Below are 24,518 nucleotides of genomic sequence, written 5' to 3'. Positions count from 1 at the left end.
TTGATGGCGCGCGCACGTCGCGAGGTCGACGGTATTCTGCTGCTGGATAAGCCCCGCGGGCCGAGTTCTACCCAGGTCCTGGGGCGCGTGAAGTATCTGTTGCAGGCCAGGAAGGCCGGCCACACCGGGGCGCTGGACCCACGGGCGACCGGCCTTTTGCCACTGTGCTTCGGGCAGGCGACCAAGGTCTCGGGCTGGCTGTTGGACGCTGACAAGCACTATGTCGCCGAGGCGCAGCTGGGGGTCGAGACCGACAGCGCCGATCTCGATGGCGCGATCATCCGCGAGGCGCCGGTGCCGGCCATCGAGCCGGAGCGGCTGCGGGCGCTGGAACAGCAGTTCAGCGGGGCGCAGGAGCAGGTGCCGCCGATGGTCTCGGCCCTCAAGCACGATGGCCAGCGGCTCTATGAGTTGGCGCGCCGGGGCGTGGAGGTCGAGCGCCCCCCGCGGCCCGTGCAGATCCATGCCCTGTCCATCGAAGCCATCGCGCCCGAGCGGCTGCGTATCGACGTGCGCTGCAGCAAGGGCACCTATGTGCGTTCCCTGGTGGTCGACATCGGGCATGCACTGGGTTGCGGGGCGGCGGTCGACAGCCTGCGGCGCATCGGGCACGGCCCGTTCGAGGCCGCCGCGATGGTGACGATGGAGCAGGTGGAAGCCGCGTTCGAGGCGGGGGGTGCGGCCGCGATCGAGGCCATGCTGCAGGCCCCGGAAACGGCACTGGGACACTGGCCTTCGGTGTCCCTCAATGCCCAGGCCAGCGCGGCCATGCGCCATGGTCACCCAGCGGATCCCGAGGCGATCGAATCCCGGACCCCGGGTACGGAAGGCGCGCCGGTCGAGGCCGAAAGCGGCTGGCCGCTGGTCCGGGTGTATGACGCCGAGGGTGGTTTTCTGGCGGTCGGTGCGCGCGAACCGGACGGCCGGGTGCGGCCACGCCGGCTGTTTGTCCCGGCCCCCTGAAGGGGCCGGGATTCTTCCTATTCAATGCCTTTGTGTCGTGCTAACATTGCGCGCCTATCGCCAGCGCCACTGGTCGATTAACGGTCAAGAAATCTCAGGAGTCAGGTTTTCATGTCGCTCACTACCGAAGAAAAATCGGCCATCGTCGAGAAGCACAAGCGCGATGCCAATGACACCGGTTCGCCGGAAGTACAGGTCGCGCTGCTGACGGCCCGCATCCAGCATCTGATGGGGCATTTCGAAAAGCACAAGCAGGATCACCACTCGCGTCGCGGGCTGCTGAAGATGGTCAGCCAGCGGCGCAAGCTGCTGACCTATCTCAAGCGCAATGACCAGGACCGCTATCAGGCCCTGGTTCAGGAGCTTGGCCTGCGCCGCTAAGGCAGGCACAACGGGCCCGCGCCACTGGTGCGGGCCCGTTCAGTTTCAGGGGCGGCCACGCAGGGGCGCTGGCCGGCCCATCGCAAGCAAGACCGATGCACGCATTACGGGAAACGGGATATAACGTGGCACACAAGAAGTCGTTCCAGTACGGAAACCATACCGTCACCTTCGAGACCGGTGACATCGCCCGCCAGGCCAGTGGCGCCGTCCTCGTCAACATGGCCGAGACCGTGGTCCTGGTGACCGCCGTCGCGCGCAAGGAGGCCGAGCCCGGTCGCGACTTCTTCCCGCTGACCGTGAACTATCAGGAACGGACTTACGCCGCCGGCAAGATCCCGGGTGGATTCTTCAAGCGCGAAGGGCGTCCGAACGAGAAGGAAACGCTGACCTCGCGCCTGATCGATCGTCCGATCCGCCCTCTGTTCCCCGAGGGTTTCAAGAACGAGACCCAGATCGTGGCCACGGTCATGTCGATCAACCCCGATGTCGATCCCGACATCCCCGCTCTGCTGGGCGCCTCGGCCGCACTGGCGCTGTCCGGTGTCCCGTTCGCGGGCCCGATCGGCGCCGCGCGCGTCGGCTATCGGGCCGGCGAGTACCTGCTGAACCCGACCTACAGCGCCCTGGAAGACTCCGATCTCGACCTGGTCGTGGCGGGCACCGAGCATGCCGTGCTGATGGTCGAATCGGAGGCCAGTGAACTCTCCGAGGAGGCGATGCTGGGGGCGGTGATGTTCGGCCACGAGCAGATGCAGGCCGCGATCCAGGCGATCAAGGAACTGGCGGCCGAGGCCGGCAAGCCGGCCTGGGACTGGCAGGCGCCGCCGTCCGAGGCGTCGCTGGAAGACCGCGTTAAGGAGGCCGTGGGCAGCGACCTCGTTGAGGCCTACCAGATCGCCGAGAAACAGGCGCGTACCCAGCGCATCAGCGAACTGCGCAGCCAGGCTGTCGAGGCGATCGCCAGCGAAGACGAGTCCGGGCCGAGCGCGGAAGACGTGAAGACGGCGTTCCACGATCTCGAGTACCGCCTGGTACGTGACCGCATTCTGGATGGTAACCCGCGTATCGACGGGCGCGACAACAAGACCGTACGCCCGATCAGCGTCCAGACCAGCGTGCTTCCGCGCACGCACGGCTCGGCGGTGTTTACCCGTGGCGAGACCCAGGCGCTGGTCGTGGCCACGTTGGGCACGGATCGCGATGCCCAGGTGATTGACGCGATCGAGGGTGAGCGGCGTGACCGTTTCATGTTGCATTACAATTTCCCGCCCTACTGCACGGGCGAGACCGGCTTCGTGGGCTCGCCCAAGCGCCGCGAGATCGGGCACGGGCGCCTGGCCAAGCGTGGCGTGGCGGCCGTGATGCCGAAGGCCGAAGAGTTCCCCTACGTGGTGCGCGTGGTCTCCGAGATCACCGAGTCCAATGGGTCCAGCTCCATGGCGTCCGTCTGCGGGACCTCGCTCGCGCTGATGGATGCGGGCGTTCCGCTGAAGGCCCCGGTCGCGGGGATCGCGATGGGCCTGATCAAGGAAGGCGACCGCTTCGCCGTGCTGTCGGACATCCTGGGCGACGAGGATCACCTCGGTGACATGGACTTCAAGGTGGCCGGCACGACCAACGGCGTGACCGCCCTTCAGATGGACATCAAGATCGACGGGATCACCCGCGAGATCATGGAGCAGGCGCTGGCGCAGGCGCGCGAGGGCCGGATGCACATCCTTGGCTGCATGAACGAAGTGCTGCCGAGCCACCGCGAGGAGATGTCTTCGCACGCGCCGCGCTTTATCACCATGAAGATCAACCCGGACAAGATCCGCGACGTGATCGGCAAGGGCGGGGCGACGATTCGTGCCCTGACCGAGGAGACCGGCGCGACGATCGACATCCAGGACGATGGCACGGTGAAGGTTGCCTCCACTGACCAGGCCGCGGGCCTCGAAGCCAAGCGCCGTATCGAGGAGCTGACTGCCGACATCGAGGTCGGCCGTCAGTACACCGGCAAGGTCGCGAAGATCATGGACTTCGGGGCGTTCGTCTCGATCCTGCCGGGTCGTGATGGCCTGGTGCACATCTCGCAGATCTCCGACGAGCGGGTGGAGAACGTGGCGGACTTCCTGTCCGAGGGCGACTCGGTCACCGTGAAGGTGCTGGAAGTAGACAAGCAGGGGCGCATCCGCCTGAGCATGAAAGCGGTCGAGTCCGAGGCCTGATCTGGGCTCCGTCACGCAGCGGGCACCCTCGGGTGCCCGGCTATCGGTATCCGGGACGTAACGGCATGGATCTGGTCAGTATCCGCAAGAGCTACAAGCGCTACGCCCGCCACTACGACGCTACCTTTGGGCGGGTATTCGCGACCGGTCGCGAGCGCGCGCAGGAGACCCTGGCGCCGCTGTCCGGCAAGCGCATACTCGAGGTGGGTGTAGGCACCGGGCTCTCGCTGCCGGACTATCCGGACGACTGTGAGATCGTCGGGATCGACGTCTCGCGCGAGATGCTGGATGTCGCACGGGGCCGTCTGAATGGCGGCCTGCCCGCGGTCTCCGGCCTGTGCGAGATGGACGCCGAGCAACTGGCGTTCGCCGACGGCAGCTTTGATGCGGTGGTGGCGATGTATGTCGCCACCGTGGTGCCCAACCCCGATCGGCTGTTTGCCGAGATGTGGCGCGTTTGCCGTCCGGGCGGGCAGATCCTGGTGATCAACCACTTCGCTTCAAGGCAGTGGCTGCTGCGCGGGTTCGAGCGCTGCCTGCGGCCGTTGTCGCGCGCGGTCGGCTTTCGACCGGACATGGAGTTCGAGGACTTCGTGAATGTGACCGGACAGGAACCGGCGATGGTGGCCCCGGCCAGCCTGTTCGGATACTGGAAGCAGGTGGAGTTCCGCAAGCCCGCGCACGTCTGATACGGGCGGTCTGGCCCGCGTGCATGCGGGCGCGAGTTTGCCTACACTACGCGCCGCACGCTGTGCCTGCCCGAAGCCCGCCGTCTGGCGGGTTCTCGCGTTTGCGACGCAGGATAGCCCCCGTTTAGTCAACCTTAGTCAGGAGAGCCAACATGGCCGCAGAACGTACCCTGTCCATTATCAAGCCGGATGCCGTTGCCAAGAATGTGATCGGCGAGATCTACAGCCGCTTCGAAAAAGCCGGCCTGCAGATCGTGGCCGCGCGCATGATGCAGCTGAGCCGCGAACAGGCCGAAGGCTTCTACGACGTGCACAAGGAGCGCCCGTTCTTTAACGATCTGGTGGAATTCATGATCTCGGGTCCGGTGATGGTGCAGGTGCTCGAAGGCGAGGGCGCGATCGCCAAGAACCGCGAAATCATGGGTGCGACCAACCCGAAGGAAGCGGCCCCCGGCACGATCCGTGCGGACTTCGCGACCTCGATCGACGAGAACGCCGTCCACGGCTCGGACGCCGCGGAAACCGCTGCGCGCGAGATCGAGTTCTTCTTCGGCAACGACGGCGTCTGCCCGCGTACCCGCTAAGCACCGGTCGGGGAAGGGCGCGGTCCGTTGCGGCGGCGTCCTTTCTTCCTGCTACGGGGTCTTTCGCGGGTCTCGCCGGGCCCCGTAGGCAGGCATCCCCCTTGCACAGTACACTAGGGGATGTTGTTCAACCGGTCGCGAGCATGGCAGCCGAAACGTCTACACCTCTGAATCTGCTGGGTTACAGCCGCAGTCAGCTCACCGAGCTGCTGGCGCAGTGGGGTGAGCCGCGTTTTCGTGCCACCCAGCTCGTCAAGTGGATGCATCAGCGCGGCGTCACCGACTTCGACGCGATGACGGATGTCTCGCGCACACTGCGCGAGCGCCTGGCGCGCGAAACCGAGATTGCCCTGCCCGAGATCGCCCTGGAGAAGGCCTCCGGTGATGGCACCGTGAAATGGGTGCTGCGGCTGGCGGATGGCAACGCGATCGAGACCGTCTTCATTCCCGAATCCGGACGCGGCACCCTGTGCATCTCTTCGCAGGTCGGCTGTGCGCTGGACTGTACCTTCTGTTCGACTGCCCAGCAGGGCTTTAATCGCAACCTGACGGCCGCCGAGATCATCGGCCAGGTCTGGCTGGCGATGCAGCGCCTGCCGGCACCGGAGGGCCGCCAGCGCGCGGTCAGCAATGTGGTGTTGATGGGCATGGGCGAGCCCCTGGCCAACTACGATGCCGTGGTCGCGGCCTGCCAGTTGATGACCGACGACAACGCCTACGGCCTGAGTCGTCGGCGAGTGACACTGTCGACCTCCGGGCTGGTACCGGCGCTGGATCGCCTCAGCGAGCACACTGATGTTGCCCTGGCGGTAAGCCTGCATGCCCCGAACGACGAGCTGCGCGACCGTCTGGTCCCGATCAACCGCAAGTATCCGATCGCGCGCCTGATGGAGAGCTGCCGGCGCTATGTCGAGGCGACGGGAGCCCACAGCGGTGTCACTTTCGAGTACGTGCTGCTGGCCGGCGTGAATGACCGCCCCGAACATGCCAATCAGCTGGCCGGCGTGCTGCGGGGCATCCCGGGCAAGATCAATCTGATCCCGTTCAATCCGTTTCCCGGGGCGCCCTTCGACCGCCCTGCGGAAGGGGATATCGAGCGTTTCGAGCGTCAGCTGCAGAAGGCGGGTTATGTGACCACCGTGCGGCGTACGCGCGGCGATGACATCGACGCGGCCTGCGGACAGCTGGTGGGGCAGGTGGAAGACCGTACCAACCGGGGGATGCGCATGATTCGTCTGCACGCCGAACTGCCTGAGCGGCCGCGGAGGGCCTCTTGATGGGACTGCGCTGGGGGCGCCCGGCCGTCGTGATACTGCTGGGGCTGGCCCTCGGAGGATGCGCGGCGATGGCCGAACGCGAGGTCACCGGCGAGCGCGCAGAGGCCGCGGAGGTCAATGCCGAGCTGGGCATCGGGTATTTGCGCGAGGGAGAGGTTGACCAGGCCGAACGCAATCTTAAGCGGGCGCTGGAATTCGATCCTGGCCATCCGCTCGCCAATCTGGGCATGGCCAATGTCTACGAGCGCCGGGGTGCGCTTGACCGAGCGGAAGAGCACTACCGCCGGGCACTGCGTCGGGACGATGGCAACCCCTATGTGCAGACCAGCCTCGGGGCCCTGCTGTGCCGGCGCGAGGCCTTCGACGAGGCGCAGGAGCTGTTTGCCAGGGCGATCGACAATCCCGATTACGACCAGCGCGAGATTGCGTTGATGAACTCCGGTGTCTGCTTTGCCGATGCCGGACAGACGGAACGCGCCGAGGAGAAGCTGCGCGAGGCGCTGCGGATCAACCCGCAGTACCCGCGTGCCCTCCTGGAAATGGCAAGTCTGACCTACGAAGACGACCGCCCGATGCAGACAAGGGCGTTCCTGCAACGCCTGGAAGGACTGGGTGTGGAAAGTTCCGAGACGCTGTTCCTCTGCTATCGGGCGGAATTGGCGCTCGGGAACCGGCGTGCGGCGAACGACTGCGCGGAACGCCTGCGGCGTCAGTACCCGGACAGCATGGAGCTGGTCCGCCTGGAAGACATGGAGCGCAATGGTGGCTGAGCCGCGTGATGACAAGGAACCGGGCCTGGGCCGGGTCGACGAAGTCGATGATTCCGTCTCCGAGATGGAGTCGCTGCGTACCACGGACGATGATCCGCATGCCGCGCCGGAGTTTCCCGCCGCGAGTGGTCTGACGACCCGGGATCAGCCTCCGCCTCCGGACCCCGAGGGTGGGGAGGGAGAGCCCGGCAACAGTTTGCGCCGTGCGCGCGAGGCCGCCGGTCTGGATACCGCCACCCTGGCACACCGGATCCACCTCGGTCGCGGGACGCTGGAAGACCTGGAGGCGAACCGGTTCGACCACATGGCCCCGGCGTATGTACGGGGCTATCTGCGGGCCTGCGCGCGCGAGTTGGGGGTGAACGCCGATCCCTGGCTGCGCGCCTTCGAGGGCCATGGCCTGACCGAGCCGGAGCTGCGGGCGGTGGCCACGGCCTCGGCCCGGAGCAAGAGGCGGCGACGTTCCAGTGCGCCGTACTGGCTGGCTTTTTTGCTAGTGCTGGCGTTGCTGGGGCTGGGCGTTTACGCGTGGACGGAGCGTGGCGGTGGTACGCCGTCATTCCCGTCACTGGGCTGGCTGGAAGACGATCGCAGTGCCCCGTCCGAGGGTGCCGTTGACCGCGCGCCGCATGATGAATTGAGTGCGCCGCCGGCGTTGGTCGAGGAAGCGGAACCCGAGCCCGAGGCACCGGTGGCTGCGGAGACCGATGGCGAGGCCAGCGAGACCGAGGCGGAACGGGATTCGGAACCCGCGATGGATACGCTGACCGAGCCGATGCCCACAGAGGATACGGCGGCCGACGATACCGCCCCCGAGGATACGGCCTCGGAAGATACGGTCGAGTCGTCGGGCTCCGGCCCGGTATCGGAGATGGCGCTATTGACCGGTGGTGCCCGCGCGGTGCCGGACCCGGAAGAGGATGGCGCCGAGCCGAATGGTGGAGAGGCCGGTCGCGATGGCGTGTACCGACTGGTGCTGGACGTCACCGAGACGTCCTGGGTCGAGATTCGCAACGCCGACGACGAGGTCGTTCTCACCGGCGTGCTGAGCAGCGGCGACCGTGAGGAATTGGAACTCACGCTTCCCGGACGTGTGGTCCTGGGGAATGCCCGGGGCGTCGAACTAACCCTGGATGGCGAATCCTTCGATTTCGAGACTCATGTCCGGAGTGACCGCACCGCGCGCTTCGACCTCGAACCCTGATCTTTCGACGCCGGCCATGCGCCCTGGGCAGGCCGGTCCCGAGTCCACAAAGGCAACATGAAAGCGATCAAATCCATCCGCGGGATGCACGACATCCTGCCCGAGTCGATCCACGTCTGGCAGCACCTGGAAGGCCGTCTGCGCGGCCTTCTGGATGGCTACGGCTATCAGGAAATCCGGATGCCGGTGGTCGAGGCGACGGAGCTGTTCAAGCGCTCCATCGGCGATGTCACGGACATCGTCGAAAAGGAGATGTACACCTTCGAGGACCGCAATGGCGACAGCCTGAGCCTGCGGCCCGAGGGCACCGCCTCCTGCGTGCGCGCCGGGATCCAGCACGGCCTGCTGCACAACCAGATCCAGCGGCTCTGGTATCTGGGTCCGATGTTCCGGCACGAGCGCCCGCAAAAGGGTCGCTACCGGCAGTTTCACCAGGTCGGTGTGGAGGTGTTCGGGCTGCCGGGCCCCGATGTGGACGCCGAGATGATTGCCATGACCGCCCGGCTCTGGAAGCTGCTGGGCCTGGAGAATGTGCGTCTCGAGCTGAATACCCTGGGCACGCCGGCCAGCCGCGTCCGGTACCGGGACCAGCTGATCGCCTATTTTGAGCAGCATCGGGATTCGCTGGACGAGGAGGCGTTGCGACGGCTGCACGACAACCCGATGCGCATCCTGGACAGCAAGCACCCGGAGACACGTGCCGTGGTGGCGAACGCGCCGAGCCTGATGGACCACCTGGATGCCGAGTCGCGCACGCATTTTGACAGCCTGCGCGCGCACCTGGATGCACTGGGTATCGCGTACGTCCATAACCCGCGGCTGGTGCGCGGTCTGGACTACTATACGCACACCGTGTTCGAGTGGATTACCGACGACCTCGGGGCTCAGGGCACGGTCTGCGCCGGCGGGCGCTATGACGGCCTGGTGGAACAGCTGGGGGGGCGTGGCACCCCGGCCATTGGCATGGCCATGGGGCTGGAGCGCCTGGTCGCGCTGCTGGAGGCCCGGGAAGACGCACCGCAGCCGCCGGGGCCAGATGCCTACCTGGTCGTGGGCGGTGACGAGCTGGTGGGTCCCGCGCTGGAGCTGGCCGAGCGGCTGCGCAGCGAACTGCCCGGGCTGCGGCTGGTCCAGCACTGCGGGGGCGGCAGCTTCAAGTCGCAGATGAAACGAGCGGATCGGCTGGGCGCCCATTTTGCCCTCGTGCTCGGAACTGACGAACATGCCGCGGGCACCGTGACGGTGAAGCCGTTAAGATCGCCCGGAGCCGAACAAAGTGCCGTACCGCGCGAGGAACTCGCGCGCCATCTGGAACAGGCCCTGCACGCCTCCGCCGCCTGACGAACGTAAAGGCGCGTACCGAAACCGAAGGATCAAGAGGACGATGAGCTACCTCACCGACGAAGAAAAAGCCGAGCGCATCAAACAATGGTGGTCGGATAATGCCGTTGCCATCATTGCCGGCCTGGTGCTGGGCATTGGCGGCCTGATTGGCTGGAACTGGTGGAGTGGCCACCAGGAGGAGCGTGCGGCCGGCGCTTCCGACATGTATATCGCCATGCAGGGCGCGGCGCAGACTGGCAACAATGCCCGTGCGATGGAGCTGGCCGACCAGCTGATCGAGCAGGGCCGCGGTACGCCGTATCGCTCGCTGGCCTGGATCTTCCGTGCGGATCTGGCGGTTTCCGAGGGCGACCACGAGGCCGCGATCGAGGCCCTGCGCTCGGCGCGTGACGCCGCGCCGGATCGGGGTTACCGCGAACTGCTCACCCTGCGCATGGCGCGGCAGATGATCCTGGCGGAGCAGTATGACAATGCCGAATCGGCCCTTGGCGACGTGCGCCGCGATGCGTTTCGTGGCCTGCGCCTGGAGCTGGAAGGCGACCTCGCGCGGGCGCGCGGGGATCGCGACCTGGCTCGCGAGCGCTATCGCGAAGCGCTTGATCATGGCCATACACCCGAATACCTGAGCCTGAAGTACGAAGAGCTCTCCGCCTAAAGGATCGATATCCCCATGTCCGTGCCTGTCCCGACGAAGAGTGCCGTGCGCCTGCTGATTGCCGGTGCGCTCATGCTGTCGCTGAGTGCCTGCGGCCTGTGGCAACGCGATACCACGGAGCCTCCGGCCGACCTGCCCGAATTCGAGGCGGAGGCGCAGCCGGAACAGCTGTGGTCGCGCTCGGTCGGGAGCGGTGGTGAACGCTTCCTCTGGCAGGTCTATCCGGGGGTGGCCGACGACATGCTGGTGATGGTGGATGCCGATGGCCGCGTCTCCGGGCTGAATCCGGAAACCGGAAGCCAGCGCTGGCGCACACGCCTGGACGATGCCCGCGTGTCGGCGGGTGTTGGTGTGGGCGACGAGATCGCGGTGGTTGGCACCCTGGACGGCGAGGCCATCGCGGTGGACCTGCAGGGCGATGGCGAGCGCTGGCGCTCGCGTCTGTCCAGCGAGGTCGTGGCGATCTCGGATGTCGCCTCGGGCGTCGTGATTGCGCGCACCAACGATGGTCGCGTGCATGCCCTGGATGCAGCCTCCGGCGCCACGCAGTGGACCGCGCTGCGGACCACGCCCTCGCTGAGCCTGCGCGGTGCGCATCGGCCCCAGATGACGGCCGGGCGCGTCCTCACGGGCTTCGATAACGGGCGTGTCGTCATGCTCGGGCGGGAGCGCGGCAACGTGCTGTGGGAGACGACGCTCGGGATCCCGACCGGCCGCTCGGAGGTGGAGCGCATGGTTGATGTCGACGGCTACATGCCGATCTATCAGGGCGCGGCGATCGCCTCCGGCTATCAGGGCCGTCTGGCCGCCATCGACCTGAACTCCGGCGAGATCTTCTGGGCCCGCGACTTCTCGTCCTATCAGGGCGGGGATGTGACGAACGAGGCGAACGTCCTCGCGGTCACCGATGCCGAGAGCCACCTGTGGGGGCTGGATCCGCGCAATGGCGCCGATCTCTGGCAGAGCGACCAGCTGCGTCTGCGCGGCGTTACCGCCCCGGTCGTGGTGGGTGATTACGCCATCGTCGGTGATTACGAAGGCTACCTGCACTGGTTCCATCTGGAGGACGGGCGCATCGTGGCGCGTCTGCGGGCGAGTTCCGGCGCGGTCGTGACCCGCCCCGTGCTGGTGGACGACATCCTCTACGTGGTGACCGACAACGGTCGGCTCACCGCGGTCAATCCGCGTCTGGACTCCGGGGAATGAGCGTCGCTGGCACGTACCCCCGGATCCTGCTGTTGCGGTAGCGTTGCCTCATGATCCCTGTCATCGCCCTGGTCGGCCGACCCAATGTTGGCAAGTCGACCCTGTTCAATCAGCTCACGCGTTCGCGTGATGCGCTGGTGGCCGATGTCGCCGGCCTGACCCGCGATCGTCAGTACGGCATCGGCAAGGTGGGCGACTTCCCCTACCTGGTGGTGGATACCGGTGGTCTGTCGGGCGAGGGTGCCGAGATGGACCGGGCGATGGCCGAGCAGACCCAGCGGGCCGTCGCAGAGGCGGACCATGTCCTGTTCCTGGTGGATGCGCGCGACGGCCTGACGCCGCAGGACCAGGCGATTGCCGACCAGCTGCGTTCGGCCGGGGTCAAGGCCCGGGTCGTGGTGAACAAGACCGATGGTCTGGATGCCGATGCCGTGAGCGCCGAGTTCTATACCCTCGGTATGGGCGAGCTTACGTCGATTGCTGCGGCCCATGGTCGCGGCATCAAGGGCCTGATGCAGAAGGTCCGGCGGGCCGTGGCCGCCGAGCGGCGCGAGGCCGAAGCGGCCGAGGGTGCAGGGGAGGAGGCTGCGGAGGACGGACTGGACGAGGCCTCGCAGCAGGCCGCGCTGGACGACTGGCCGGGCATCCGCGTGGCCATTGTCGGGCGCCCGAATGTCGGCAAGTCCACGCTGGTCAATCGCATCCTGGGCGACGAGCGCGTGGTGGCCACGGATGTCGCCGGTACAACCCGTGACTCCATCTTTGTCCCGTTCTCGCGCGATGGACAGGATTACACCCTGATCGATACCGCGGGGGTGCGGCGTCGGGCGCGTGTGCACGAGGTCATCGAGAAATTCAGCGTGATCAAGACGCTGCAGGCGATCGAGGCCGCGCATGTCGTGATCCTGGTGATGGATGCCCAGGCCGGGCTGTCGGAACAGGATGCCCACCTGCTGGGCCTGGTGATCGACTCCGGCCGCGCGCTGGTGCTCGCAGTGAACAAATGGGACGGCATGGCGCCGGAGGAACGCGAGCGCGTGCGTGACGACCTGGACCGGCGCCTTGGCTTCGTCAACTTTGCCCGGCTGCGGCTGATCTCCGCCCTGCATGGCACCAATGTGGGTCATCTACTCGAAGACGTGCAGGAGGCTCATGCCAGCGCCTTTGCCAAGGTCTCGACCCCCGAGCTGACCCGATTGCTCGAGAGCGCTGTCGCCGAACATGCGCCGCCGCTGGTCAGCGGTCGCCGGATCAAGCTGCGCTACGCCCATCAGGGCGGGCAGAATCCCCCGGTCATCGTGATCCATGGGAACCAGACGGATGCCCTGCCGGGCAGCTATAAGCGCTACCTCGAGAACTTCTTCCGCAAGCATCTGGGGCTGGTGGGTACGCCGCTGCGCATGGAGTTTCGCTCGGGCCGCAACCCGTACGCCGGGCGGCGCAATATCCTCACCCCCCGCCAGCAGCGCAAGCGGAAGCGCATGATGCGCCATGTCCGGCGCTGATCCGAGCCGGACATCACTGGAGGCGCCGAGCGCCCCTGCGCTGTCCGCGTTCGGCCGAGCCGTCGAGCCCTTCCGGGTGATGGATATCCTGGCGCGCGCCCAGGCGGCCGAGCGTGCGGGGCGCGACATCATCCACCTGGAAGTGGGGGAACCGGACTTCCCCACGCCCCCAGCGGTCCTGCGCGCCGGGGAGCTGGCGCTGGCGGCCGGGGATACCCGCTACACCCCCGCGCACGGCACCCGCGAACTGCGCGAGGCCATCACGGCCGACTACCGCCGTCGCCATCAGGCTGACATCGACCCCGAGCGCGTCGTGATCACGGCGGGGGCCTCCGCCGCGATCCTGTTGGCGTTGGCCGCCGGAGTGAATCCCGGCGAGGAAGTGCTGCTCCCGGACCCGGGCTATGCCTGCAACCGTCAGTTTGTCGCCGCGCGCGGGGCCGTCCCGGTCGGACTGCCGGTGGCGGCCGAGCACGCCTTCCAGCCGACTGCCGAGGCGGTAGCGCACGCCTGGGGCGAGCAGACCCGCGCCATCCTGCTCGGCTCGCCGGCGAATCCCACCGGTACCCGGCTGTCCGCCGACCGTCTGGCCGCCATCGTGGACGTCGTGCGCGCGCGGGGCGGTTTGGTGATTGTGGACGAGATCTACGGCCAGATCCTGTTCGACGAACCGCAGCGCAGCGCCGTGGCCTTCCATCCCGATGTCATCGTGATCAACAGCTTTTCCAAGTACTTCGCGATGACCGGCTGGCGCCTGGGGTGGATGGTGGTGCCGCAGACGTGGGTCGACCCGGTTCGCAGGATCGCCCAGAACCTGTTCGTGGCCCCGGCCTCCATGGCGCAGACGGCCGCGGTCGAGGCCTTCGCCCCCGAGACCGAGGAGATCCTGCAACGTCAGGTGCGCGAACTGCAGACGCGGCGGGATGTGCTGCTCGAGGCGCTGCCGGCGCTGGGGCTCGAGGTCCAGGCCCGCCCCGATGGGGCGTTCTACATCTACGCCGACTGCACGGCACACGGGGACGACTCCGAGGCGCTTTGTGCACGCATCCTCGACGAGGCGGGCGTGGCCCTCACGCCGGGCACGGATTTCAGTCCCAGCGCAGGCCAGCGCTACCTGCGCATTGCCTACACCCAGCGCGAGCCACGCCTGCGCGAAGCACTGGACCGCCTCGCGTCGGTCCTCGCGTGATTCCGTTTCGAGGCTGGGCCTGGTTCGGCATCTGGAGTTTACGTGCCTTCAGCTGGCCGCCTGCCTGCGCTGCCGAAACAGCGCCTGGCAGGCGGCAAGACGAAGCCACCGTAAACACCGGATGCCGAACCAGGCCCAGCCACACCGTGGCTACGAGCTTCGCCGTGTGATCAGGAATATAGCGTCAAGACTTGGTGGGGGCGGTGGCGGGGGCGGCCTCGTAGGAGGCCCCCTCCGGCGGCGTCAACAGCAGCGCATAGCGCCTCAGTACCCAGATGCCCCGCTCGAACAGGCTGGTCGCGCCGAAGACGGCATCGCGTACGCTGCCGTCGAGGTCGCTGGAGGCGAGCAGACGGCGGCGGATGGAGTCCATCAGCTCCGAGCGGTCGTGGGTCAGGGACTGCAGGAGGGCGATCTCGTCGGCATCTCCGCTGCGCGCGGCGTCGGTCAGCGTCAGCAGCATCATGTGCAGGGTCTCGACCAGGTTGTGGGTCAGGGCACGGGCCTCGGCGGACGCGTCCGCATTGAGGGAACGCTCGATCTCCGTGGCGAGGTCGTTCAGCGTGTCTTCCAGTTGCAGCAGCAGCTGATTGCGGTTCTTCAGCACGATCGCATGATCGAGGGTTGCGCCACTGAGCGCGCCGGAGAGGATCTCGTCGAGAAACTGTTCGACGGTCTCGGTGACTTGCAGGTTGCCGCGATGCAGCGCCAGGCGCTCGTGACGGGCGCCGTCGCTGTCATCGCGCACGCTGTCGAGGTAGTCGGGCAGTCGCTTGAGCAGACGCAGCTGCTCCTTTTCCACCAGCACAAGTGCGGACCCGGCGTCGTTCTGCGCCCCGGCGTAGATGAAATGCGGCTTGCCCAGGGCCTCTTCCTCGGTCGGCGGTGCAGTGCGCTCCAGGAAACGGGCGACGGGGCCGTGGACCGGGTGCATCGCCAGGTCACAGACGACCTGATAGAGGATGTAGGCAAGCGCGATCTGCAGACTGATGCCGATCGCGAGCGCTTCCAGGCCCGAGGCGATCAGCGGGACGCCGCCGTAGAACTCGATCCAGAACAGCGGCAGCAGCAGGATTAGCCCCAGGCCCTTGAGGATGAACTGATAAAGCGCCAGCTGGCGGCCCAGGCCCTTATGCGAGGCGGCGAGTATCAGGGTCGACACACCGGTGCCGAAGCTCGCCCCGTAGACCACCATCAGGCCGTATTCGAGATCGATCACGCCGCTGGCAGCCAGGGCCATCGTCACGATGGTGATGCTGGAGGCCGAATGTGCGATCACCGCAAATACCAGCCCGGTGGCGAACGCGATCAGCAGGGACTGCGCCGACAGCGACATCAGGCCGGTCATCCAGGTCAGCTCGCTGAGCGGCTTGGCGCCTTCCTTGATAAACATGAGGCCGAGGAACAGCAGCCCGATGCCGAGCATGGCGCGAATCAGGTGGCGCAGGCGGGCGGACTGGTCGCGGTCGAAGTAGAACAGCAGCCCGGTGACCCCAACCAGGATGAAGACCATCAGGGTCAGGTCGAGTGCGGCGATCAGGACCAGCATTGAGGTCCCGAGGTTGGCGTAGTTGATCACGGGCTGGGCACGGCGGGCGTCGAGTACGCCGGCGGTGACCAGCGAGATCAGCACAAAGATGACCGCGTGGATGCTCTGGGTGATCGCCCCGCCGACCAGGCCGAGGAAGGCGGCCGCCCGGTTGGAGCCCGTGGCGCGCCCCACCAGTGCACGCAGCCGCTGGTCCGCGAGCTGGCGCAGGTGCTCGCTGATCAGGCGAATGCCGACGAAGAACAGCCCGAGCCCGGCAAACAGCGTCGCCGCGATCTCGAAGGTGATCATCCACTCGCCATTCATGCGCGCATTCTAACGGGGCCTTTCCCCGGGCGCGCCCATCGACGTGAGGTGGCCGTGACGAGGAGTGCCGGAGGTGCGTACCCGTGACTCACGCGCCCGGAAGCAGACCCGTAAGCTGCAGGAAAACGAGGGCGATGGCCAGCGGCGCAACATAGCGCAGGAAGAGGCGCCAGACGTGGTAGGCAACGGGGCCCGTGGCGATCTCTTCGCGGGAGATGTCCGGCTTGATGACCCAGCCGACGAATACCGCGATCAGCAGTCCGCCCAGTGGCAGCAGGACGTTGATGGACAGGTGTTCGACAAGCTCGAAGACAGTCGTGACCTCGCGCCCGAGAATCGACCATTCCAGCTGCGCCCAGCCAGCACCGGTGAACGAGAACACGGTCGCCAGGCTGAGCAGCCAGATGGCGGCACCACACCCGCTCGCCGCGACCCAGCGATTCAGGTGCAGCCGTTCCTCCAGCAGGTGTACGAACGCCTGCACGTTCGTGATCATGGTGCTGAAGCCGGCGACGCTCAGCATCACGAAGAACAGCGTGGCCAGTACCACGCCGGCCGGGACTGCGGACAGTGACAGGGGCAGGGTCTGGAACATCAGGCCCGGACCCTCGGCCGGATCCAGCCCGAAGCCGAACACGACCGGGAAGATCGCGATCCCGGCGATGATCGCGATCAGGGTGTCGGCCAGGGCCACGCCGACCGCAGTGCGTGCAATCGAACTGTCACTTGGCAGGTAGGCGCCGAACATCATCAGCACACCGGCGGCGAGCGTCAGGGTGAAGAAGGCCTGGCCAATGGCGATCAGCACGGCGCCCATATCCAGTGCCGAAAAGTCCGGCCGGAACATGAAGGCGAACGCCGTGGACGGATCGCCGACGGCCAGCGAGATCAGCGTGGTGACCACCAGCAGGAGCAGCAGCAGCGGCATCAGGATACGAACGCCTCGCTCCAGTCCCCGGCGCAGGCCGAACCCGACAATCACAAAGGCCCCAATGACGGCGACGCTTGTCCACAGGATCATCTCTCCGGGGTTGGCGGTCATGGACGCGAAAATGGCCCCGACCTGCTCGGCGTCTGCCCCGGCGAACTGGCCACTCGCCGCCTTTCCGATATAGGCCAGTGACCAGCCGGCGATGACCACGTAGAAGCTCATGATCAGAAAAGCGGAGGCGAGACCCAGCCAGCCCACGACCTGCCAGGCCTCGCGCGCACCGGTTTCGCGCGCGACCCTGCGCGCTGCATAGCCGGGCGAGTGGCGTCCCCGTCGTCCGATCATGACCTCGGCCATCATCACCGGGACGCCGATGGCGGCGATCGCAGCCAGGTAGACGAGCAGGAACGCCCCACCCCCGTTCTCCCCGAGGACATAGGGGAACTTCCAGATGTTGCCGAGCCCGACCGCCGAGGCCGTGGCCGCGAGGAGAAAGGCGTAGCGGTGACCCCAGCGTTGTTCGGTGGCGGCGGGTTCCATGGGTGTCTCAGAAGCGGGGTTGTCGCGAAGGGTGCCCTTGGGGCACAACCTAGGTCAAAGGCAAGTGGTTGCTGAAGGTGGACAGTTGCCAGAACAGGGCCAGCAGGGCGATCGGTGCGATATAGCGCAGGATCAGGCGCCAGATATGGAAGGCGGCCGTGGGTCGTCCCAGCTCGTCGCGGGTGATCGCCACCGGCAGGACCCAGCCGGCAAACAGTGCGATCAGCAGGCCGCTGACCGGCAACAGGATGTTGATGGCCGTGTGTTCCAGCAGGTGGTAGAGCGTCGGCAGTTCGCGCCCCAGCACGACCAGGTCGATCTGGGCCCAGCCAGCCCCCGTGAACGAGAATATGGTGATCAGACTGAAACCCCAGATGGCCAGCGCGCTCCCCAGGGCGGCCTGCAGGTTCGAGATCCCGAAGTGTTCGTGCAGCAGGTGCACGAATACCTGGACGTTCGCGATCATGGTGCTGAACGCCGCGAGGCTTAGTGCCGCGAAAAACAGCGTCGTGAGCAGGATCCCTGCCGGGATTGCGGACAGAGCCAGCGGCAGGGCCTCGAACATCAGGCCGGGCCCGGCGGCCGGGTCCAGGCCATAGCCGAAGACCACCGGGAAGATCGCGACCCCTGCGATCAGTGCGATCACGGTGTCGGCGATCGCCACCCCGATCGCGGTGCCGGCGATGGAGGTTTTTCTGGGAAGATAGGCGCCGAACATCATCAGCACGCCGGCAGCCAGGGTCATGGTAAAGAACGCGTGCCCGACCGCGATCAGCAGGCTGTGCCGGTCGAGGGCGGAGAAGTCCGGACGGAACATGAAGTCCAGGGCGGCTTCGATATCGCCGACCCAGAGACCGCCGGCCATCGCGGCCAGCAGCAGGGCGAATAGCAGTGGCATGACCAGCCCCACACCACGTTCCAGCCCGTTGCGCAGCCCCAGGGCCACGATTGCGAAGGTCGCCGCAAGGCCCAGCGTGGTCCACAGCAGCATCCCCGAAAGCGATGTCTGGATGCTTTGGAAGATCGCGGTAACCTCGGGCGCGTCGACGCCCGCGAAGGCCCCGCTGGCGGCCCGTGGCACATAAGAGAAGACCCAGCCGGTGACCACGGCGTAGAAGGTCATGATCACGAACAGGGCGATGATCCCGATCCAGCCGACCATCTGCCAGGCGTCGCGGACACGGGCCTCGCGGGCGACGGCCAGTGCCGCGTACCCCGGAGAACGGCGCCCCCGCCGTCCGATCATCACCTCGGCCATCATGATCGGGATGCCGATCAGCGCAATCGTCAGCAGGTACACAGCCAGAAAGGCGCCGCCCCCGTTCTGGCCGAGGATGTAGGGGAATTTCCAGATGTTGCCGAGCCCGACCGCCGAGGCGGTGGCGGCCAGCACGAACGCATAGCCATGCGTCCAGCGCTGCCGGGTGGCGATGATGTCCATCAGCGGTGGACCGAGGGTCGGGTCAGGTAATCACATCGGGTTTGTCGCGCCCGGTCAGGCCTGGCAAGTCACCCAGCCGCACGGCGGCCTCGATCAGCGGGCGCAGCAGCTCTTGCGGCTCGCGGTCCAGGTGCTCCGGGTGGGTCTCGTACTGCTCGATGTAGATGCGCAGGGTCGCGCCCTCGGTGCCAGTCCCGGAGAGGCGGAACACGATGCGGGCGCCGCCCTCGAACAGGACCCGCAGGCCCTGGTGCTCGGTGATGCTGCCATCCACCGGGTCGCGGTAGGCGAAGTCGTCCGCCCCCGCAACACGCATGCCGGCAAGCGACTGCCCCGGGAGGCTCGAGAGCTGTTCGCCGATGCGCGCCATCACCTGTTCGGCACGGGCAGTGTCCAGCCCCTCGTAGTCATGCCGCGTGTAGTAATGGCGGCCGTAGTCGCGCCAGTGATCGCGTACGATCTCTTCGACTGACTGGCGCCGGGCCGCCAGCAGATTCAGCCAGAACAGGACGGCCCAGAGGCCGTCCTTCTCGCGCACATGATCAGCACTGGTGCCAAAGCTTTCCTCGCCGCACAGGCGGATGCGGCCATCGTCCAGCAGGTTGCCGAAGAATTTCCAGCCGGTGGGCGTCTCGAAGCAGGGAATGCCGAGTGCCTCGGCGACCACGTCCACCGCCTGGCTGGTCGGCATGCTGCGCGCCACACCCTTCAGGCCCTCGGAGAACGCGGGGATCAGGTGGGCATTGGCCGCCATGATGGCCAGGCTGTCGGACGGCGTGACGAAGAAATGCGGGCCCAGGATCAGGTTGCGGTCGCCGTCGCCGTCAGAGGCTGCGCCAAAATCCGGCGGGTTGCGCCCGTACAGGGCCTCGCACAGCTCGCGGGTGTGGGCCAGGTTCGGGTCCGGGTGGCGGCCGCCGAAATCGGCCAGTGGCTCCGCGCGCAGCAGGGTCTCGGCGGGTGCACCCAGGCGGTTGATCAGGATCTCCTCGGCGTAGGGCCCGGTGACGGCATGCATCGCATCGAAGCGCATACGGAAGAAGTCCGAGCGCAGGAGCTCGCCGATGCGCTCGAGGTCGAACAGTGTCGCCATGTGGTCGGCGTAGGCGCCAACGGGGTCGACGACCTCGATCGACATCTCGCCGAGATGGGTGGTGTGCAGGTGGTCGATGTCGATGTGCGGCGTGCCGCTGGCGATGCGGTAATGGGTGAGCGACTTGCTATGCTCGTAGATGGCATCGGTGACGCTGGCCGGCGCGGGCCCGCCATTGGCCGTGTTCACCTTGATGCCGAAGTCTCCCTCCGGACCTCCGGCGTTATGGGAGGCCGAGAGGATGATGGCGCCGGTGGCACCGCGCGAGCGGATCAGGTGGCTGGCGGCGGGGGTCGACAGCAGCCCGGCATGGCCGATCGCGACTTTCTTGACGTCGTTGGCCGCGGCCATGCGCAGGATGGTCTGGATCGCCTCCCGATTGTGGAAGCGTCCGTCGCCGCCGAGGATCAGCTCGCCTTCGCACAGGCTCGGGTGTGCCTCGAAGATGCTCTGGATGAAGTTTTCCAGGTAGTGCGGTTGCCGAAACTGCCGTACCCGCTTGCGCAGGCCCGAGGTGCCCGGCTTCTGGTCGGTGAATGGCCGGGTCGTGACGACACTGATATCCATGAAGTCGTGAGTCCTTTTTCGATTGCACGCCGGAAGTTCCCGTCTCGTTTGACGGTACCAAAAAGGGCCGGGGGTGTCCCGTGCCGGGTGGAGGGTTTGCGTATAGTTTTCGGCAGCTGCTGTGCGCTGCCCGGTTCGGCGTTGGCCGCGCTGGCCAGACGATGGCACGAGCGGCGGAACGGGGATAGCGGGACATAATGGTAGCGGGTGCATTGGCCAGTGTCTGTCCGGGGGCTGTTAGACTGCGCGGCATGTTGCTGGATACCCGCACCCCCGCCCATCTCGAACCGCGCCCGGTGACCTTCGCGGCGCTGATGGAGATGTACGAGGAGAACTACCTGTCCGTACGGCGCCTGTGCCCCGAGTTGCACCGCCAGCCGGTGCACGCGGTGTCTCGGGTCGAGGGGGCGCTGGATCTGCATCTGGAGGTACTGGAGCGCACGCGGTACACGACCACGCTGCGACTGACCTATGCCTTTGCCGGGCGTGACGAGCCGCGCCTGCAGCCGGATGCCCGGGTGCGCCTGTTCCACGATGCGCGGCAGGCCGAGGTGCTGGGGCGTCATTGCCGTCGCAGTGGCGAGGACCTGGTGATCGATACGATCGCGGGGCACCCGGGACTGGGCTGCCGCTGGCGGCACAACCGATTTCTGTTCAAGTGGCTGCGCTACTGCCTGCGCCAGGGCCACCGCTTTCGCCCGGACGCTACGCCCGCGCCGCTGGTGACGGACTAGCGTCCTGCCGGAGCAGGCTCGCCGTTCAGGTCAGAAATTCTCGGTGGAAGTGAACAGGCCCACACGCAGGTCGTGGGCCTCGTAGATCGGCCGGCCGTCGACCTCGACGATCCCGTCGCCAATGCCCAGCACCAGCTTGCGCGAGATCACCCGCTTCATGTCGATGCGATAGGTGACCTTCTTCGCGGTGGGCAGGACCTGACCGGTGAACTTCACTTCGCCGACACCCAGGGCGCGGCCGCGGCCGGGGTTACCCAGCCAGGCCAGATAGAAGCCCACCAGTTGCCACATCGCGTCCAGCCCCAGGCAGCCGGGCATCACGGGATCACCGGGGAAGTGGCAGGCGAAAAACCACAGGTCCGGGTTGATATCCAGCTCGGCGATCATCTGGCCCTTGCCATGCTCGCCGCCGTCGCTGTTGATCTCCAGGATGCGATCCATCATCAGCATGTTGGGGACCGGCAACTGGGCGTTGCCCGGGCCAAACATGTCGCCGTAGCCGCAGGCCAGGAGTTCGTCGCGATCGTATTGATTTTTCTGCATGGGGGCGCCGCTCGGGGAAAAGCCCGGTATTGGACCGAAACCCGCGCCTAAAAGCAATTGTGCCGGTCGAGGGCGCGGCCCGACGGGCCGCGCCAGGGAAACACGAATCAGGCGTCGGACGGGTAGCGCAGCAGCTCGGCCAGGGTGTAGAAGCGCGACCCGCGCAGGTAGCCGGCCTGGATGTCGGCCACCAGGGCGCCGGGGCGGCCCTCGGCGTCGCGCTCGGCGATCCAGGCCGCAGGCAGGGTGTCGAGGATATGCGTGCAGGCCAGGCGACCGTCCTCCAGATGGCTGGCATGCACCTCTCCCGTATTGCGATTGCGAAACGCAGGCAGCCAGCCGGCGGTGAAACCGGCGTCCAGCCAGCCGGGTTGTTCCATGCGTTCAGGGCCGGCGATTGGAAGCAGGTCGGTCTGCAGCATTGGGATTCTCCGGAGATTTACCCTCCCTATCGGCCCGTCCACCGCAAACTTGAGCCAGGGGGGCGCGCGCACCGGATGGCTGGATCGGCCATAATCGCGGCGGGGAGAACCGGCGACAGGTGGGTGCCGGTTGCAAACAGGGTAGGTGTGGGGCCCGGTGCGTCCGGGCGATAGGCAGGACCGACGAGGGGGTGGCGTGGCGATCACAATCATGATGGTGACTCTGGCGATCATTGTCGCCATCGTGCTGCTGGACTGGGCGCGGAATCCGGTGCGAACGGTGCTGCTTGCGATCACGGGCGGGCTGGTTCGCCTGTTATGCGCGCTGCGCCGACACCTCGTGCATGTGCGGGATGCCGTGACCGGTTGGCATCGCCGATATCTGGCACGGCTGGAGGCCGATCGCATCCACGGGGCGGTGGAGGCCCTGGAACGCCGTTATGCCCACCTGGTGGGGCATGACCTGGCGCAGATGCCGCAGCTTCGCCAGGAGTCCACCGAGACCTTGCGCGCCCTGCGCGAGGCCTACGAACGGGACGAGACCCGCCTGCTCGAGGAACCCGCCTGGGTGAGTCGTCTCGAGGCGCTGGCCAGCACCCCGGTCAGCAATACGCCGCAGAGCCAGCGTCTCGCACAGGATCTCCAGGAGACGATCCTGCGTATCGCGCGGTTGGGCATGGAGGAGCACCGGCAACTGGCGCAGGGCATGCTGGCCGCCCGGTGGCGACTGGAGAGCCCGGTGGATCAGCTGGTCGACCGCCTGGAGGGCCTGCAAAGGCGTCTGGGTGACCTGCAGCGTCAGGGGGATCGCCTGGACCGCGCCCTGACGCGCTGCGAGCAGACCGAACCTTCGATCCGCCATCAGATGCCTTCGTATTTCCAGGCCGTCAGCCAGGGCTTGCTCGGGCTGCTGGGGCTTGCACTGACGGTCCTGGCGGTCGCCGTGTACCACCAGCTCTTCGGGCCGCCGTTTGACGGGCAGTTTCCGGGGGTGGAAGACGCGGGCCCCGGGACGCTCTCGGACCGGATCATTGCACTGCTGCTGGGGATCGCGCTGGTAAGCGGGTGGCTGCTGGCCGAGAGCCGCGGGGCGGTCCGGTTGCTGCCGCAGGCGGTGATGGAGCGCGACAACTGGGCCCGCATGGGGCTGGTGGTTACGGCATTGCTGGTGCTGGCTGCCGTGGTGGTGCTGTCGGGCCTGGCTGGTTATCACCTGGAGTGGGTCCGCTATCGCAACGATCTGCTGGAGACCCTGATGGCCGGGGAGGTGGCACCACCGCCCACGTTGTACTGGACCGAGCAGATGGTCGGTGCGGCCGTCGGGCTGGTGGTGCCGCTGGTGGTAGCGCTGGCGCCGCTGTGGCTGGTCTCCCTGCTTCAGGCGATACGGGTGCTGATCGGGGGGCTGCTCGGTATTCTATTGGCACTGCTGACGGGTGTGCTGCACGTGCTTGCCGTGATTGCATTGCAGCTGCGCCGGCTGCTGCCGGCTCTGTTCGAGCTGGTCACATTCCCGGCGCGTGCGGTGCGCGAACGCCTCGCGGGTCGCGCGACGTCGGCCCGCGAGGCGGACGCCGGAATGTGATGCGGATCACCCCGCAGGCGGTGCGTTGCCGCGAGCCACGAATGCCGCTGTAGAATGCGCCCCCGGTCATGCAGGGGACGTTGACTCCATGGCTGGATCAGGCAACCAGGCGAGAGGCAGGACATGGGCATGCAGATGCAGCGGGTGATGCGCGGACTCACGGTATCCGGGATTCTGATCCTGGGCGGCTTGACCGCCACGGCGGCGATGGCCGAGACCACGCGTTTCGTCAGCGACGAGCTGGAGGTCGGGGTGCGGAATGGCACCGGGCCGAACAGCCGCATTATCAGTTCGGTGCGCTCGGGTCAGGAGGTCGCGGTGCTCGAGGAGAGCGGCGATGGTCACACCCGTATTCGCCTGCCCAGCGGCACCGAGGCCTGGATCCTGACCCGTTACCTGCAGGACGAGCCGCATTCCCGTGAGCGCCTGGAGGAGGTCGAGGCCGAGCTGGCCGAGATCCGTTCGGGCGCGGATGACCAGGAGGGCCGAATTGCCGAACTGCTGGATACCCGCCGCGAACTCGAAGCCGAGCGCGACGGCCTGGAGACGCAGGTGGCGGACATGGAATCCGAGCTTGAGGAGCTGCGCGACGTCGCGGCGCGCCCACAGGAGATCCAGCGCGAAAACCGGCGCCTGGAAAGCGAGCTTGTAGAGGCCCGTGATTCCGCGGACGAGTATCGCCGCCAGGTGGAGGTGATGCAGGCCGACAGCCAGCGGCGCTGGTTCATGACGGGTGCGGCGGTGACCGTCGGCAGCCTGATTCTCGGCATCATCCTGACGCGCATCCCGCTACGCCGTCGCCGCCGCGACTGGTATTGATTCCTCGA

At 66.8% G+C, this 24,518-nt stretch carries 22 protein-coding genes; 16 read left to right on the top strand and 6 right to left on the bottom strand.

The genetic code is table 11. The features are described from left to right. The first annotated feature begins 3 nt into the window (after positions 1-3). The 13 genes from truB to F813_RS0106315 all read left to right on the top strand — a co-directional run bounded on the left by truB (position 4) and on the right by F813_RS0106315 (position 13,980). On the top strand, positions 4-963 hold the full coding sequence (gene truB / locus F813_RS0106375; RefSeq protein WP_012982140.1) for a tRNA pseudouridine(55) synthase TruB: 960 nt from the start codon (positions 4-6) through the stop codon (positions 961-963). Between the two features lie 111 nt (positions 964-1,074). Next, positions 1,075-1,344, top strand: a complete 270-nt coding sequence (gene rpsO / locus F813_RS0106370) for a 30S ribosomal protein S15 (RefSeq protein ID WP_012982141.1) — start codon at positions 1,075-1,077, stop codon at positions 1,342-1,344. Positions 1,345-1,469: 125 nt separating this feature from the next. Continuing rightward, positions 1,470-3,557 (top strand): polyribonucleotide nucleotidyltransferase, encoded by a 2,088-nt coding sequence (pnp, locus tag F813_RS0106365; RefSeq protein ID WP_012982142.1) that lies wholly within the window; start codon positions 1,470-1,472, stop codon positions 3,555-3,557. Between the two features lie 65 nt (positions 3,558-3,622). Then, positions 3,623-4,246 (top strand): class I SAM-dependent methyltransferase, encoded by a 624-nt coding sequence (locus tag F813_RS0106360; protein ID WP_012982143.1) that lies wholly within the window; start codon positions 3,623-3,625, stop codon positions 4,244-4,246. A gap of 152 nt (positions 4,247-4,398) precedes the next feature. Continuing rightward, complete coding sequence (gene ndk / locus F813_RS0106355; RefSeq protein ID WP_012982144.1) at positions 4,399-4,830, top strand: nucleoside-diphosphate kinase; 432 nt, start codon at positions 4,399-4,401, stop codon at positions 4,828-4,830. A gap of 143 nt (positions 4,831-4,973) precedes the next feature. Then, a complete protein-coding gene (gene rlmN / locus F813_RS0106350) occupies positions 4,974-6,107 on the top strand; it encodes a 23S rRNA (adenine(2503)-C(2))-methyltransferase RlmN (RefSeq protein WP_012982145.1) in 1,134 nt (377 codons plus the stop codon). Further along, complete coding sequence (pilW, locus tag F813_RS0106345) at positions 6,107-6,877, top strand: type IV pilus biogenesis/stability protein PilW (RefSeq protein WP_012982146.1); 771 nt, start codon at positions 6,107-6,109, stop codon at positions 6,875-6,877. Before rlmN ends, pilW begins: the two co-directional genes overlap by 1 nt. Then, positions 6,867-8,081 carry a RodZ domain-containing protein gene (locus F813_RS0106340; protein WP_012982147.1) on the top strand — a complete coding sequence of 405 codons (1,215 nt, stop codon included), beginning with the start codon at positions 6,867-6,869 and terminating at the stop codon, positions 8,079-8,081. The genes pilW and F813_RS0106340 overlap by 11 nt, the downstream gene beginning before the upstream one ends. A gap of 57 nt (positions 8,082-8,138) precedes the next feature. After that, positions 8,139-9,422: a histidine--tRNA ligase gene (hisS, locus tag F813_RS0106335; RefSeq protein ID WP_017925956.1), complete on the top strand. Its 1,284-nt coding sequence runs from the start codon at positions 8,139-8,141 to the stop codon at positions 9,420-9,422. A gap of 43 nt (positions 9,423-9,465) precedes the next feature. Continuing rightward, entirely contained in the window at positions 9,466-10,080 is a 615-nt protein-coding gene (locus tag F813_RS0106330; protein WP_012982149.1) for a tetratricopeptide repeat protein, read from the top strand. A gap of 15 nt (positions 10,081-10,095) precedes the next feature. Then, positions 10,096-11,286, top strand: a complete 1,191-nt coding sequence (gene bamB, locus F813_RS0106325; RefSeq protein WP_017925955.1) for an outer membrane protein assembly factor BamB — start codon at positions 10,096-10,098, stop codon at positions 11,284-11,286. 50 nt (positions 11,287-11,336) lie between these two features. Beyond that, entirely contained in the window at positions 11,337-12,791 is a 1,455-nt protein-coding gene (gene der / locus F813_RS0106320; RefSeq protein WP_017925954.1) for a ribosome biogenesis GTPase Der, read from the top strand. After that, entirely contained in the window at positions 12,778-13,980 is a 1,203-nt protein-coding gene (locus F813_RS0106315) for an aminotransferase class I/II-fold pyridoxal phosphate-dependent enzyme (protein WP_017925953.1), read from the top strand. Before der ends, F813_RS0106315 begins: the two co-directional genes overlap by 14 nt. A gap of 184 nt (positions 13,981-14,164) precedes the next feature. Here the strand turns inward: F813_RS0106315 and F813_RS0106310 are convergent, their stop codons facing one another. The 4 genes from F813_RS0106310 to F813_RS0106295 all read right to left on the bottom strand — a co-directional run bounded on the left by F813_RS0106310 (position 14,165) and on the right by F813_RS0106295 (position 20,407). Continuing rightward, a complete protein-coding gene (locus tag F813_RS0106310; protein ID WP_017925952.1) occupies positions 14,165-15,835 on the bottom strand; it encodes a Na/Pi symporter in 1,671 nt (556 codons plus the stop codon). 88 nt (positions 15,836-15,923) lie between these two features. After that, positions 15,924-17,306, bottom strand: coding sequence for a sodium-dependent transporter (locus F813_RS0106305; protein WP_017925951.1), 1,383 nt, complete (start codon positions 17,304-17,306; stop codon positions 15,924-15,926). Positions 17,307-17,355: 49 nt separating this feature from the next. Continuing rightward, positions 17,356-18,747, bottom strand: coding sequence for a sodium-dependent transporter (locus tag F813_RS0106300; protein ID WP_017925950.1), 1,392 nt, complete (start codon positions 18,745-18,747; stop codon positions 17,356-17,358). Positions 18,748-18,769: 22 nt separating this feature from the next. Then, positions 18,770-20,407 (bottom strand): alpha-D-glucose phosphate-specific phosphoglucomutase, encoded by a 1,638-nt coding sequence (locus tag F813_RS0106295; protein ID WP_017925949.1) that lies wholly within the window; start codon positions 20,405-20,407, stop codon positions 18,770-18,772. Between the two features lie 251 nt (positions 20,408-20,658). Here F813_RS0106295 and F813_RS0106290 point away from each other — a divergent pair, with 251 nt between their 5' ends. Beyond that, positions 20,659-21,141: a DUF1249 domain-containing protein gene (locus tag F813_RS0106290; RefSeq protein ID WP_017925948.1), complete on the top strand. Its 483-nt coding sequence runs from the start codon at positions 20,659-20,661 to the stop codon at positions 21,139-21,141. A gap of 30 nt (positions 21,142-21,171) precedes the next feature. Here the strand turns inward: F813_RS0106290 and fabA are convergent, their stop codons facing one another. Together fabA and F813_RS0106280 are read right to left on the bottom strand one after the other, a co-directional pair. Beyond that, the gene (gene fabA / locus F813_RS0106285) at positions 21,172-21,684 is read right to left on the bottom strand and encodes a 3-hydroxyacyl-[acyl-carrier-protein] dehydratase FabA (protein WP_017925947.1); all 513 of its coding nucleotides are present in this window, start codon (positions 21,682-21,684) and stop codon (positions 21,172-21,174) included. 107 nt (positions 21,685-21,791) lie between these two features. Beyond that, positions 21,792-22,106 (bottom strand): hypothetical protein, encoded by a 315-nt coding sequence (locus F813_RS0106280; RefSeq protein ID WP_017925946.1) that lies wholly within the window; start codon positions 22,104-22,106, stop codon positions 21,792-21,794. A 196-nt stretch (positions 22,107-22,302) separates the two neighbouring features. On the opposite strand from F813_RS0106280, the gene F813_RS0106275 reads away from it, so the two are divergent. Then, positions 22,303-23,691 carry a hypothetical protein gene (locus F813_RS0106275; RefSeq protein WP_026148166.1) on the top strand — a complete coding sequence of 463 codons (1,389 nt, stop codon included), beginning with the start codon at positions 22,303-22,305 and terminating at the stop codon, positions 23,689-23,691. A gap of 129 nt (positions 23,692-23,820) precedes the next feature. After that, the gene (locus F813_RS0106270; protein ID WP_017925944.1) at positions 23,821-24,510 is read left to right on the top strand and encodes a TIGR04211 family SH3 domain-containing protein; all 690 of its coding nucleotides are present in this window, start codon (positions 23,821-23,823) and stop codon (positions 24,508-24,510) included. The last annotated feature ends 8 nt before the right edge of the window (positions 24,511-24,518 follow it).

It is taken from the genome of Thioalkalivibrio sp. HL-Eb18 (assembly GCF_000364985.1).
Taxonomy (GTDB): domain Bacteria; phylum Pseudomonadota; class Gammaproteobacteria; order Ectothiorhodospirales; family Ectothiorhodospiraceae; genus Thioalkalivibrio.
Note: the sequence above shows the minus strand (reverse complement) of the source record. Positions and strands in the feature narration are given on the sequence as shown.